Genomic DNA, 12,986 nt, shown 5'->3' with positions numbered 1-12,986 from the left:
CGGGAGGTACCTGACATGGTCGATCCGCTGCGCACCGACTCCGTCGACCTGGCCGACAGCGTCGACTTCTGGACCGCTGCGGTGAGTCGGACGTACGTCGATCTAGAGTGCACGATTCCCGAGAACGCGTCGGCCATCACCGGGCATATCGAGTCGACCGGACTTGCGACCCTCGGATTGTCGCGAGTGTCTGCGACAGCTCAGACCGTCCTACGAACGCCCGCAGGTATCTCCCGAACCAGTGACGACTACTTCTTGGTCAGCGTCCAGACGTCGGGGACCGGGTTCGTCGTCCAGGACGACCGAACTGCGGTCCTGGAACCGGGAGATTTCGCGCTCTACGACACCACCCGCCCGTACAGTCTTCGCTTCGACGATCCGTTTGCCCAGTACGTGCTGATGCTCCCCGGCGCAACGCTGCGAACGCTCGTCCGCGACACGGGTTCACTGACCGCACGGGCGGTGTCCGGACGGCAAGGGGCCGGGAAACTGCTCGTGAGCATGATCTCGTCGGTCATGGACGACGCCGACATGAGTACCGCGTCGGCCGAGGCCGTGTCGCAGAGCGTCGAGTACATCCTGGTCGCAGGCCTGGTCGGGCTGACCGGGGTCGAGAAGCCGGCACCCTACGCAGCGTCCGAACGGCTGGGCGAAATCAAGCGTGCGATGACGGCGCGGCTGCGAGATCCGGATCTGACCGTGACGGAAGTGGCAGCCTCCCTGCACTTGTCGCTGAGCACGGTGCATCGAGCGTTTGCCGGTGAGCCGTGCACCGCCAGTGAGTGGATCTGGATGCAGCGACTCGACGGCGTCAAACGGGCTCTGTGCGAGCCACAGAATGCTCGCACCACGATCGGAGCCCTGGCGGCATCGTGGGGATTCACCGACCCGGCGCACTTCAGCCGCGCCTTTCGGGCGCGCTTCGGGTGCACTCCCAAGGAGTTTCGCGACACCAACCGCGGGTGAGCTCAGATCCCGAGCGACCCGGCCAGTGTCGGCCAGCTCTTGGGCAGTTGTTCCACCCAGTAGGGCCAGGAGTGGGTTCCGGTTTCGGTGAAATCGAACGTCGCGGGGATGTTCAGCTGACTCAGTCGATCCGCAAGTCGATGGGTGCAGTAGTTCGCGCCCACCTCGATGAGACCACCGACCACCACCACGTCGAGCGCCGACGCGCTGTCGAAACTTTCGTGGCGACCCGGCGCTCCCGTTCCCACCGAGACGTACACGTCGGTGCCGCGCAGGCTTTCGGCATTGACCACCGAATCATGTTGCGCCCAGGCAGGATCGAGAGGACCGCCCCACATGTTGTCGGCATTGCCGCCGAATGCTCCGACGATCGCGCGGATACTCGCCTGCCCCATCGGCTCCGAGGAGGCGAAACACCCGCTGTACGACGCCACCCCGGAGTAGACATCGGGGTTACGTGCGGCCAGCATCATGGCCGACTGTGCCCCCATCGACAGCCCGGCGATCGCGTTGCGTCCGTTGCCGTCCACGGCCGCGTCGATCAGCGGCGGAAGCTCCTCGGTCAGGAACGTTTCCCATTGATAGCGGCCGAGTTTCGGATCGTCTCGTTGCCAGTCGGTGTAGAAGCTGCCCGGTCCGGCGAGCGGCAGTACGACGTTGACGTTCCTGTCGGCGAAGAATTCCGCTGCTCCGCCCTTGCGGAGCCACATGCTGTTGTTCGGATCCTCTTCGCCGATTCCGCTGAGCATGTACAGCGTCGGCCGCGATCCGGTCTTCGCTGCCGGAGTCAGCACCTGCACGTCGACAATGGCCCCCATCGCAGGCGATTCGACGCTCAGCGTGCGCAGGGTGTCGGACGCGATCGACGTGTCGACAATCCGTGCCGCCGAGACAACAGGATCGGCGGAGACAACGCCGACCGAGGACACGGACATCGCGGCGGCGACGGCGAACGTGGTGAAAATGCGTCGACGACGCATGGCGATCCTCTCGGGATGTGTCACAGGGGAACGGCGAATTGCATGGAGCATTGCACAGCAACCGACCGGATGGAACGCCGTACGAACATCCACCCGATTCGGACCGACCGGGACTCTGACAACACATCACCGCACGAGCATTCACCCTTCTTTGCAACGCTTTTCGGGCATCCAGTTCCGTATTCTGAGCATCGCTTCGTCCACTAATAGTTAGTGCACTAACCAATCCTGGTAGCCTGGGCACCGTGACGACCACCGAAGATCCACTCGCGCTAGACCGCCAGGTCTGCTTCGCGCTCGCCGTCGCCAACCGCGCCGTGCTGTCGGTGTATCGGCCACTGCTCGAGCCGATGGGACTGACGCATCCGCAGTATCTGGTGATGCTGGCACTGTGGGGCGAATCGCCGATGTCGGTCAAAGCCATCGGATCGGCCCTGCAACTCGACTCCCCCACCCTCTCGCCGCTTCTCAAGCGTCTGGAGTCGATGGGGTTGCTCACCCGCAATCGAAGCACCGAGGACGAGCGCGTTCTACTCGTCGCGCTCACCCCGGCCGGGGCCGCGCTTCGCAAGAAGGCCGAGAAGATTCCACCCACCGTCGTTTCGAAGCTCGGAGCGTCACTCGCCGAACTCGACGAACTACGACGCGTCCTCACCCGCGTGAACGACGCGGCCATCGCAGCAGGAGCACTGTCGTGAACACTCGTCCTACCCGCACCCGCCCGCGCTTCGGTCAGTGGCTGGGCTACGCCGTCCTCGGCCGCAAACTGCCTGACTCCATGCAGGATTGGGTTCGACGCGACCTCGTCGGCCCAGGAGCGACACCGCGTCACATCCTGCGGTCGATGATCCCGTTCCTGCCGATATTCATCGGATTCTTCGTTCTGTTTCCGGGAGCGATCTGGCTACGCGCGTCGATGGTGTTGCTCAGTTTGCTGCTCGCGCTGTTCTACACCGCCGCCTACATGGATCAGAATCGCGCTCGACGCCTCGAGATCCACGGGCTACCGGCCGATCTGAAGAGCCCGAAGAAGATGGCCGAGATGGAACGCGAGCGAGAGAACTACCGCCGCAATCACTGACGCTCTCGGTCGAGCCCGGCGGTGAAATCGTCGGCGATCATCGCCGCCAAGTCGCGGGTCTTGCGGTTGGTGTTCTGTGAGAGCTCGGTCAGTTGTGCGAAGGCAGCGTCCGCGTCGATGCGGTACACCGACATCAGGATTCCGACGGCTCGGCCGATGGACCCGCGGGTGTCGAGCGCAGTCCGTAGTGTCGCGGCCTCGTTGCCGCTTTCCTGGATCAGTTGCTCGCGCACGCGCGAGAGTTCGAGGTGCACTCGAATTCGAGCCACCAACTCTCGGTCGTGGAACGGTTTGACGATGTAGTCGTCGGCCCCGCGCCCGAGCCCGTCGAGCACGAAGTCGGTTCCCGCTCGCGCGGTCAGCAGGATCACCGGCATCCGCTGCAAGGCGTCGTCGCGGCGGATCTCGTCCACGAGTTCCAGACCGCTGCGTCCGGGCAGCAGAACGTCGGAGAGCACGAGGCCGGGCATCGTCGATCGAGCACTGCCGAATGCGGTCTCGATGTCGCCCGCGGTGGTGACGGACCAGCCCTCGTCGGTCAGCAGGCGTACCAGGTAGTTGCGCATGTCGACGTTGTCCTCGACGAGAAGAATGTCTGCGCGCTCGGTGGTCACCGTCGTCGAGTCGCTCGCAGCGAAGATCGCCGACACCGAATCGGCGGGGGCGGCCGGCCGCTCGACGGCTGCAGCCGCCTCGGCGGGCAGCCGCGGAACCACGACGGTGAAGGTACTGCCACGGCCCGCCTCGCTCTCGACGTCGATGCGGCCGCGCAAGACGGTGAGCAGGTCCGATACCAGCGCCAGTCCGATACCGGATCCTTCGATGCTGTGGGCACCCGATCGTTCGACTCGATGGAATCGATCGAAGATCAGCGGCAGGTCCTCCGCGGGGATCCCGAGGCCGGTATCCGCAACGACCAAGCGGACGACGTCGCTGTCGGTCCGCAGGCGCACGGAGATCCGACCGACCGGCGTGTATTTGACGGCGTTCGCGACGAGGTTGAACACGATCTTCGTCCACATCTCACCGTCGGTGAGGACGACGACGTCGTCGGCTACGTCGACCACGAGCTCGAGACCCTTGCCCGACGCCACCGCCTCGAACAGCGACGCGCAGTCACGCGTCACCGCTCCCAGGTCGGTGGGTTCGAGCCGGGGACGCAGCTGACCGGCATCGGCGCTGACCACGTCCAGGAGATCGTCGACCAGTCGACGCAACCGAGTCGACGCACGATGAACGACGTCCAACGACTCACGATCGACGTCGGTCAGCGTCGAGTCGACACTCTCGCGTACCGAATCCAACGGGCCGGCGAGCAAGGTCAGCGGCGTGCGGAACTCGTGTCCGACGTTCTCGAGCAGCCGCGTCTTCGCCTCGTCGGCTTCGGCGAGTGCCGCGACGCGTCGCCTCTCCATCTCGAAGGCATGCGAGGCGGTCAAGGCCGTGGACACCCGCTCGGCCACCGCGATCGAGAAGGACACGACGGAGTCGTCGCGGGCGCGAAATTCGTCGACTCCGACCAACAGGGCCCCGATGGGCTGAGCATGTCCCGCGAGCGTCAGCGGAACGATGACCGCCTGCGCGACGGATCCGGCAATCTCGACCGTCGAGCAGGGAACGCGTCCGTCGCACACGTCGAGAACATGGGCAAGGTCCCAGGTCGCGTCGTCGCAGCCGAGTGCGCCCGAGGTCGCGATGTGATCGAGCTGCCCGTCTTCGGCGAGGTCGCGGCGCAGATAGGCCGCGACGAGGGGAAACTCGCGGGCCTCGTCACCCAGAGTTTCGACCGCGGCGCGACAGATGCCTACCGGCCCCTCGGTGCCGTCACCCGTCAGTGAGCCCAGGGCGAGCAGCGCGTGCATGCGGCGTTCGCCGAGTACCTGCATCGTGACCTCGGTCGTGGCGACGAACACGCCGAGCACCGTCCGTCCGGCTCCGAAGATCGGGCTGTACGAGAAGGTCCAGTACGTCTCCTCGGGGTAGCCGAACCGATTCATGACGAACAGCTGCCGAACGCCGTGCACGGGCTTGCGGTCCTCGACCACGTGGGTGCAGAGACCGCCGACGTCGTCCCATATCTCGGACCAGCTCTCGCTGGCCCGCTGACCTGCGGCCTGCGGAAACTTGTCCCCGAGAAAATCGGTGTACGTGTGGTTGAAGATCTGCACCAGATGCGGGCCCCACCAGATCAACATCGGGATCGTCGACGGCATGACGGTGCGGACGGCGGTCACCAACTCCTGCGGCCAACTCTCCACCGGCCCCAGATCGGTCGCCGTCCAGTCCAGTTCCCGGAATCGCGCGTCGGTGGCGTTGTCACCCGGGAACAGCTCGTCCAGCTGGGCCGAACTGCCATCGGGTTGTGGGGAATTCATCGTCTCGTCCTTCGTACTGTCGTTCCGCTCCAGTCCGGCGGGCGCGATCTCGGCATCGATACTAGCCGAACGACCGGTATGCAGGCGTTTCGCTGATCCCCCACGGGGGTACTGCCGCGAGCATGCCCCTCTCATCAAGTCTCCCGTATCCCTTGGGCGTCTCGCGTCTGTCGAACGACGGTGCCAACCTTGCCGTCTACTCCGAAACCGCGGACTCGGTGTCCGTGGTCGTGCTGAACGAAGACGGAACAGAGCGCAGTACAACACCGTTGACGCTGCGTACCGGCCACGTCTTCCACGATCTGGTTCCCGACGTCACGCCGGGTACACGCTACGGACTGCGCGTCGACGGTCCATGGGATCCCGCGTCGGGGCTGCGGCACAACTCCGCGAAGTTGCTCCTCGACCCGTATGCCACCGCCATCACCGGTCAGGTCGACTGGAACGAATCGGTGTTCAGCCACCTCCACGCCGAGCCGGAGACCCGCAACGACGAGGACTCGGCCCCGCACATGCCGTATTCCGTTGCCGTGGAGTCGAACTTCGATTGGTCCGGCGACGAGTCACCGCGCACACCACTCGATCGCACGGTCGTCTACGAGGTACACGTCAAAGGTTTCACTGCCACCAATCCCGATGTGCCCGAGGATATTCGGGGAACCTACGCCGGTCTGGCGCACCCCGCCGCGATCGCTCATCTCAAGCGCATCGGCGTCACCGCGGTGGAGCTGCTGCCCATCCACCAGTTCGTTCAGGACTCGCATCTGCTCGAGGAGGGGCGGCGGAACTACTGGGGCTACAACTCCATCGGCTTCTTCGCACCGCACAACGAGTACAGCAGCAGCGGCGACACCGGCGGTCAGGTGGACGAGTTCAAGGCATTGGTCAAGGCCATGCACGAGAACGGCATCGCGGTCATTCTCGACGTCGTCTACAACCACACCGCCGAGGGCAATCACCTCGGACCGACGCTCTCGCTCAAGGGAATCGACAACGGCTCGCACTACCGTCTGGTCGACGAGGACCGCAGCGCGTACTACGACACCACCGGCACCGGCAACAGCCTCAACGTCGGTCACCCCGCTGCCCTGGCACTGATCCTGGACTCGCTGCGCTACTGGGTGACCGAGATGCACGTCGACGGGTTCCGCTTCGACCTCGCCAGCACGCTGACGCGTCAGGACTCGGACCTGGACGTGCACAGCGCATTCCTAAGCCTGGTTCACCAGGACCCGACGCTCGCACCGGTCAAACTCATCGCCGAACCGTGGGACACCCAGGGCTACCAGGTGGGCGGCTTCCCGGCCCGCTGGTCGGAGTGGAACGGCAAGTTCCGCGACGACGTCCGTGACTTCTGGCGCGGCGAGAGCGGCGCACTTCCGGCACTGGCTCAGCGCGTCACGGGCAGCCCGGACGTCTACGAGAGCACTCGTCGACCCACGTTGGCCAGCGTCAACTTCATCACCGCACACGACGGCTTCACATTGGCCGACTTGAACTCCTACGACGACAAGCACAACGAGGAGAACGGCGAGGACAGTCAGGACGGCGAGTCCGACAACCGTTCGTGGGGTTGCGGAGCCGAGGGCCCGACCGACGACGAGGGCGTCAACGCACTCCGGGCCCGTCAGCAGCGCAATCACCTTGCGACGCTGTTGCTCTCGGCCGGCGTGCCGATGATCCTCGGCGGCGACGAGCTCGGCCGGACGCAGAACGGCAACAACAATGCCTACTGCCAGGACAACGAGGTCTCCTGGTTCGACTGGAGCACAGCCGATCAGGACCTCATCGACTTCACCACCCACTTGATCGCTCTACGCGACGAACACCCGGCTCTGCGCCCCACGTGGTTCCGCCACGACAGCGATTCCGACGAGGAAGGAGCCGGACCGGACACCGTCGACTTCTACCGCGCCGACGGCGAGAAGCTCTCCGACGAGGATTGGTCGGACGGCAATGCGCACAGCATTCTTGTCCTCATGCGTGCCGGTGAGTCCGATGCGTCGTTCGCGTGGATGGTCAACGCCTCGCCCGGCACCGTGGAATTCACTCTGCCGAAGGGACATTGGACTCAGTCGACATCGAGCGACCCCGATCAGGCATACGAGGCAGGCGGGCCGTCGATTCTGATTCGCGAACACTCGTTCACGTTGCTGCAGGGCTGACCCCGCAACAGCCGACAATGGCGGCAGTCCTCGTCACGAGGACTGCCGCCATTGTTCGTCTCAGCTCACCCCGGCGCGCACGTCCGGTGCTCCGAGCCGAGCTGCATCGGCGGTGTCGTCGTCGGGCTGCTCCTGCGAATCCCGTTCTGCCAGAACGCGGAGCCGGTAGTGCTCGATTTCCTCGGCAACATGCTGATCGTCCCACCCGAGGATAGGTGCAACCAGACGAGCCACCTCGATGGCCGCCGCTTCACCACGATCGGGAACCTCGATCGAGATTCGGGTCCGACGGGTCAGAATGTCGTCGAGATGCTGCGCGCCTTCGTGACTGGCCGCATAGACCACCTCTGCCTTCAAGTACTCCGGTGCACTCTCGAGCGGCTTTCCGAGCTCTGCATCGGCGTCGATCAAGTCCAGCAGCTCACCCATCAGAGTGCCGTACCGGCCGAGCAGATGCTCGACGCGTGAGACGCGCATACCGGTGCGTTCGGCCGTCAGAGCGCGGGAGTTGAACGCGCCGAGGTAGCCGTCGGCACCGACGAGCGGAATGTCCTCGGTGACGCACTTCGGTACCGTGCGTTCGAGTCCGTGCACCGCGGAATCGACTGCATCCTTGGCCATCACGCGATAGGTGGTGTACTTGCCACCGGCGATGACCGTCAGTCCGCGGACCGGGCTGGACACCGCATGTTCCCGGGACAGGGTGCTGGTGGAATCGGATTCGCCGAACAGCAACGGGCGGAGTCCGGCATACACGCCGACGACGTCGGTGCGGTCCAACGGATCGGCGAGCAACTTGTTCACGTGGCCCAGGATGTAGTCGATGTCGCTCTGGCTCGCGGCCGGGTGAGCCAGGTCGAGCTTCCAGTCGGTATCGGTGGTCCCGATGATCCAATGACTACCCCACGGGATGACGAACAGCAGACTCTTCTCGGTCCGCGTGATGATGCCGGTGGCACTGTTGATGCGGTTGCGCGGCACCACCAGGTGCACCCCCTTGGAGGCGCGAACCTGGAATTGGCCACGGCCACCGACCATCTGCTGCACCTCGTCGGTCCACACCCCGGCGGCGTTGATGACCTGCTTGGCCCGCACCTCGAAGGAACGGCCCGTTTCCAGGTCGCTCGCCACGACGCCGACGACCTTGTCGTCCTCCCGAAGGAAGCCCGTGACGCGAGTGCTGTTGGCACACAATGCGCCGTAGGCGGCCGCGGTACGAGCGAGCATCATCGTGTGCCGAGCGTCGTCGACCTGGCCCTCGTAGAACTTCACCGCACCGCGGATCGCCGAGCGCTTGCCCGACGGGAAGGACTCGAGCGTCTTCTTCTTGCCGAGGTGCTTGTGGTGACTCGGGACGCCGCGTCCGGCACCCATGACGTCGTACACGCCGATGCCTAGCCCGACGTACGGACGGTCGATCACCTTCTCGAGCGGATAGATGAACGGCACCGGGCGAGCGAGGTGCGGGCACAGCTTGTTCAGTACCAGCGAACGCTCCTTGAGCGCCTCGAACACCAACGCGAAGTTGAACTGCTCGAGGTAGCGCAGACCGCCGTGGAAGAGCTTGCTCGAGCGGCTGGACGTGCCGGCCGCGTAGTCACGCGCTTCGAGCAGACCCACTTTCAATCCGCGGGTCACCGCGTCCAGTGCAGTTCCGGCACCGACGACGCCGCCGCCGATCACCAGAATGTCGAGCTCTTCGGCTTCCATCCTCGCCAGCGCATCTGCGCGCGCCTGGGGACTCATGGCCGTTGTGGTGGAACTCATTCTTCATCAACCCAATCGAGAGTTCGTGTTACTGCCTTCTTCCAGCCGGCGTACAACTTCGCCCGCTGGTCTTCGTCCATGGACGGGGTCCATGTCTTGTCCTCGGCCCAGTTCTGGCGAATGTCGTCTTCGCTCTCCCAATAGCCTACGGCCAGTCCGGCGGCGTAAGCCGCTCCGAGAGCAGTGGTTTCGGCCACGACGGGACGGACCACGTCGACGTTGAGAATGTCGGACTGGAACTGCATCAGCAGTTCGTTGACCACCATGCCGCCGTCGACCTTGAGCACCTCGAGATCGACGCCGGAGTCGGCGTTCATGGCCTCGATCACCTCACGCGTCTGATATGCGGTGGCTTCGAGAACGGCACGCGCCAGGTGCCCCTTGTTGACGAAGCGCGTCAATCCCACGATGGCACCGCGGGCGTCCGATCGCCAGTGCGGGGCGAAGAGACCGGAGAAGGCGGGGACGAAGTAGGCACCGCCGTTGTCGTCCACCGACCGGGCGTCGGTCTCGATGTCCGCGGCCGAGGAGATCATGCCCAGGTTGTCGCGCAGCCACTGCACCAACGAGCCCGTCACGGCGATGGAACCTTCGAGCGCGTACACCGTCGGCTGGTCGCCGATCTTGTAGCAGACCGTGGTCAGCAGACCGTTCTTGCTCATCACCTTTTCGGTACCGGTGTTGAGAAGCACGAAATTGCCTGTGCCGTAGGTGTTCTTGGCTTCACCGGGAGACAGGCAGGCCTGCCCGAAGGTCGCTGCCTGCTGATCGCCGAGGATGCCGGCGATCGGCACTCCACTGAACGGTCCGCGCTCACGGCCGGTTCCGTACACCTCGGAGCTCGAGCGGATCTCGGGCAGCATCGACACCGGAATGCCCATGTCTGCACAGATGCTCTCGTCCCACTGCAGGGAGTCGAGATCCATCAGCAGGGTGCGTGAGGCGTTGGTCGGATCGGTGTAATGCAACCCGCCGTCGACACCGCCGGTCATGTTCCACAGCACCCAGGTGTCCATGTTTCCGAAACACAGTTCTCCCGCTTCGGCTTTCGCCCGTGCACCGTCGACGTTGTCGAGGATCCACTTGATCTTGGGGCCGGAGAAGTAGGTGGCCAGGGGCAGACCGGTCTTGGCGGTGTACTTGTTGGCATCGCCCCCGCCCAGCGCGGTGGCGATGCGATCGGTACGGGTGTCCTGCCAGACGATGGCGTTGTAGATCGGCTTGCCCGTCGCACGATCCCACACCAGCGCCGTCTCGCGCTGGTTGGTGATACCGACTGCGGCGATGTCCTCGCGCGTCAGGTCCGCTGCGGCCATGGCACCGGCCGCGACGGCGCGCACGTTGTCCCAGATCTCCGACGCGTCGTGCTCGACCCAACCGGCCTGCGGAAAGATCTGCTGGTGTTCCTTCTGATCGACCGCGACGACGGTGCCCGCGTGATCGAAGATCATGCAGCGTGAAGACGTGGTTCCCTGATCGATCGCGGCGACGTACTTTCCTGCGAACTCGGTCATGGCTTCTCTCCTGTGGTCTGGGTGTCTGCTGGGAGTCTTGATGGCGGCTCGGGCGTCGAACCTTCTTGTTTGCGTAGGTTCTTTCCGATGAGCAGGTCGTACAGGAACACTCCTATCGGTCCGCCTACGAGAGGTCCGACGATGGGGACCCAGAAGTACAGGCCGCCGTATTGATCTCGCCAGGCTCCACCGTATCCGGTGATGTACGACGCCAGGCGAGGTCCGAAATCTCGGGCCGGATTGATCGCGTAGCCGGCGTTGGTGGCCCACGCGAAACCGATGGCGACGACGATGAGGCCGACGATCAGCGGTGCCATGTTGGCCATCGGCGCGGTGCCGAGCGAATCGGTCACGGCCACAATGAGGAACAGCAGGATCGCGGTACCGATGATCTGGTCGATCAGTGCCGAGGACACGCTGACCGGCAGAGTTCCGTTACCGGGAAGCGTCGAGAAGATCGTCTGGGTGGCGGTGGTGTGGCCGGGGTCCACTGCGTTGATCATGTCGTTGTAGTTCCAGCGCACCAGCAGCGCGGCCACGAAGGCACCTGCGGTCTGCGCGAGGATGTACGGCGCAACCATCTTCCAGCTGAATCCGCGGAAGAGTGCGAACGTGATCGTGACCGCGGGGTTGAGGTGCGCGCCGGTGATCCGACCCGCGACGTAGATGCCGAACATCACGCCGAGCCCCCAGGCCCAGGCGATCGAGTCGTGGTCTCCGAGACTTCCCGATTCACCGCCCGAGACGACCTGCGCGACGACGCCGACGCCGAACAGAATGAGAATCATGGTTCCGGCGAACTCGGCAGCCATGTGCGCCGGCAGTCCCCATTCCGGTTCCTTACGAGCCATTGTGTAGCCTCCGCAAAGTTGGTGATGCACGCCACATTGCGTGCTGTTTGCCACGGTAGACGGCCTGCACTGCGTTGCACAGCTGATGCACATATGTGCAAAGCGGTCGTACACTGGCGATGGTGACGGACCAACGCATCGCACCCGAATCGGATCTGCGGACCGGCCATGCCACCCAGGCAGCCCGCCTCTACTACTTCCAGGACATGACGATGGCGGCGATCGGTCGTGAGCTGGGCGTATCTCGTTCGACGGTCTCCCGGCTCATCACGTTCGCGCGGGCATCGGGACTGGTGGAAATCAAGATCTCCACCCCTCTCGGTCAGGCGCCACGAATCGAGCGGGCTTTCGCCGATCTGTACGACATTCGTGCACATGTCGTTCCCGTATCGGAAACCGTCGACGAATTGCAGCGCCTCGACCGCGTCGCCACCTTCGCAGGCCGATTGCTGACGTCGTTCTTCGAGTCCGACATGGTGATGGGCGTCGCCTGGGGAACCACCGTCAGCGCCGTCAGTCGCAAGCTCGCACCCAAACGAACCCACAACTCGACCGTCGTGCAGCTCAACGGCGCAGCGAACACCCGCACCACCGGGGTCTCCTACGCCACCGACATCGTCCGAACCTTCGCCGACGCCTACGGCGCTGTGGCGCAGGGCTTTCCAGTTCCCGCGTTCTTCGACTACCCCGAAACCCGCCGACACCTGTGGCGCGAGCGGAGCATCAAGCGAGTACTCGAACTGCAGGACCGGATGAACCTCGCCGTGTTCAGCATCGGCGTCATGAGCAGTGCCGTTCCGAGTCACGTCTACAGCGCCGGCTATCTCGAGCGCGAGGATCGAGCCGAGCTACAGCGCGACGGCGTCGTCGGAGACATTGCCACCGTGTTCCTGCGCTCCGACGGCAGCCACGATCGAATTGCGTTGAACGACAGATCGAGTGGACCGAGCCTGGACCGACTCAAGGTGGTGCCACGCCGAGTCTGCATCGTCGCCGGGGCGTCGAAACTCGATGCCCTCACCGCCGCGCTGCGCGGCGGATTGATCACCGACCTCGTCATCGACGACATCAGCGCGGCCCAGTTGATCCTCCGGTCGCGCGGCTGACCCTCTTGCGCTCACCCCATTCTCGTGTCACTCTTTTCTTCATGACAACCGGAAAGGCGGACACCGCCTCCCTCACGTGAGCGCCGTGCCGATGCCGTCGACATTTCCCCGTCGCGGCACATTCAGTGACAATCCCGAAGATTATGCCGAGAGCATTCGCGCAATCTGCGCGCAGCGCGAT

10 protein-coding genes are annotated in these 12,986 nt (G+C 64.4%); 5 read left to right on the top strand and 5 right to left on the bottom strand.

The genetic code is table 11. From position 1 onward, the window contains the following. Window positions 1–15 precede the first annotated feature (15 nt). On the top strand, window positions 16–966 hold the full coding sequence (locus tag CH256_RS00835; protein ID WP_094668611.1) for a helix-turn-helix domain-containing protein: 951 nt from the start codon (window positions 16–18) through the stop codon (window positions 964–966). Between the two features lie 2 nt (window positions 967–968). Here CH256_RS00835 and CH256_RS00830 read toward each other — a convergent pair whose 3' ends face one another. Beyond that, a complete protein-coding gene (locus CH256_RS00830; protein WP_179271956.1) occupies window positions 969–1,946 on the bottom strand; it encodes an alpha/beta hydrolase in 978 nt (325 codons plus the stop codon). Between the two features lie 245 nt (window positions 1,947–2,191). On the opposite strand from CH256_RS00830, the gene CH256_RS00825 reads away from it, so the two are divergent. Together CH256_RS00825 and CH256_RS00820 are read left to right on the top strand one after the other, a co-directional pair. Further along, window positions 2,192–2,644, top strand: a complete 453-nt coding sequence (locus CH256_RS00825) for a MarR family winged helix-turn-helix transcriptional regulator (protein ID WP_094668610.1) — start codon at window positions 2,192–2,194, stop codon at window positions 2,642–2,644. Next, window positions 2,641–3,027, top strand: coding sequence for a DUF5313 family protein (locus tag CH256_RS00820; RefSeq protein ID WP_068054424.1), 387 nt, complete (start codon window positions 2,641–2,643; stop codon window positions 3,025–3,027). Before CH256_RS00825 ends, CH256_RS00820 begins: the two co-directional genes overlap by 4 nt. Here the strand turns inward: CH256_RS00820 and CH256_RS27535 are convergent. After that, window positions 3,021–5,402 carry an ATP-binding protein gene (locus CH256_RS27535; protein ID WP_179271953.1) on the bottom strand — a complete coding sequence of 794 codons (2,382 nt, stop codon included), beginning with the start codon at window positions 5,400–5,402 and terminating at the stop codon, window positions 3,021–3,023. The two genes, CH256_RS00820 and CH256_RS27535, sit on opposite strands and share 7 nt — an antisense overlap. A gap of 122 nt (window positions 5,403–5,524) precedes the next feature. Here CH256_RS27535 and glgX point away from each other — a divergent pair, with 122 nt between their 5' ends. Next, window positions 5,525–7,567 carry a glycogen debranching protein GlgX gene (glgX, locus tag CH256_RS00795; protein ID WP_094668608.1) on the top strand — a complete coding sequence of 681 codons (2,043 nt, stop codon included), beginning with the start codon at window positions 5,525–5,527 and terminating at the stop codon, window positions 7,565–7,567. A gap of 60 nt (window positions 7,568–7,627) precedes the next feature. Here glgX and CH256_RS00790 read toward each other — a convergent pair whose 3' ends face one another. The 3 genes from CH256_RS00790 to CH256_RS00780 are packed head-to-tail and all read right to left on the bottom strand — an operon-like array spanning window position 7,628 to window position 11,699. Next, entirely contained in the window at window positions 7,628–9,334 is a 1,707-nt protein-coding gene (locus tag CH256_RS00790; RefSeq protein ID WP_094668607.1) for a glycerol-3-phosphate dehydrogenase/oxidase, read from the bottom strand. Continuing rightward, window positions 9,331–10,848, bottom strand: coding sequence for a glycerol kinase GlpK (gene glpK / locus CH256_RS00785; protein ID WP_094638845.1), 1,518 nt, complete (start codon window positions 10,846–10,848; stop codon window positions 9,331–9,333). Before glpK ends, CH256_RS00790 begins: the two co-directional genes overlap by 4 nt. Beyond that, entirely contained in the window at window positions 10,845–11,699 is an 855-nt protein-coding gene (locus CH256_RS00780; RefSeq protein ID WP_032379865.1) for an MIP/aquaporin family protein, read from the bottom strand. Before CH256_RS00780 ends, glpK begins: the two co-directional genes overlap by 4 nt. Before the next feature lie 122 nt (window positions 11,700–11,821). Between CH256_RS00780 and CH256_RS00775 the strand changes: the two genes are divergently transcribed. Continuing rightward, a complete protein-coding gene (locus CH256_RS00775; RefSeq protein ID WP_094638970.1) occupies window positions 11,822–12,805 on the top strand; it encodes a sugar-binding transcriptional regulator in 984 nt (327 codons plus the stop codon). Window positions 12,806–12,986: the final 181 nt, after the last annotated feature.

This window comes from Rhodococcus sp. 05-2254-6 (genome assembly GCF_002258565.1).
GTDB lineage: Bacteria > Actinomycetota > Actinomycetes > Mycobacteriales > Mycobacteriaceae > Rhodococcoides.
This window is presented reverse-complemented; position numbering and strand designations above follow the sequence as displayed.

Bases quoted from the DNA above. Each gene is read 5' to 3' on its own strand.
- CH256_RS00780 (WP_032379865.1), bottom strand. From the start codon at position 11,699: ATGGCTCGTAAGGAACCGGAATGGGGACTGCCGGCGCACATGGCTGCC.
- CH256_RS00835 (WP_094668611.1), top strand. From the start codon at position 16: ATGGTCGATCCGCTGCGCACCGACTCCGTCGACCTGGCCGACAGCGTC.
- CH256_RS27535 (WP_179271953.1), bottom strand. From the start codon at position 5,402: ATGAATTCCCCACAACCCGATGGCAGTTCGGCCCAGCTGGACGAGCTG.
- CH256_RS00830 (WP_179271956.1), bottom strand. From the start codon at position 1,946: ATGCGTCGTCGACGCATTTTCACCACGTTCGCCGTCGCCGCCGCGATG.
- CH256_RS00790 (WP_094668607.1), bottom strand. From the start codon at position 9,334: ATGAGTTCCACCACAACGGCCATGAGTCCCCAGGCGCGCGCAGATGCG.
- glgX (WP_094668608.1), top strand. From the start codon at position 5,525: ATGCCCCTCTCATCAAGTCTCCCGTATCCCTTGGGCGTCTCGCGTCTG.
- glpK (WP_094638845.1), bottom strand. From the start codon at position 10,848: ATGACCGAGTTCGCAGGAAAGTACGTCGCCGCGATCGATCAGGGAACC.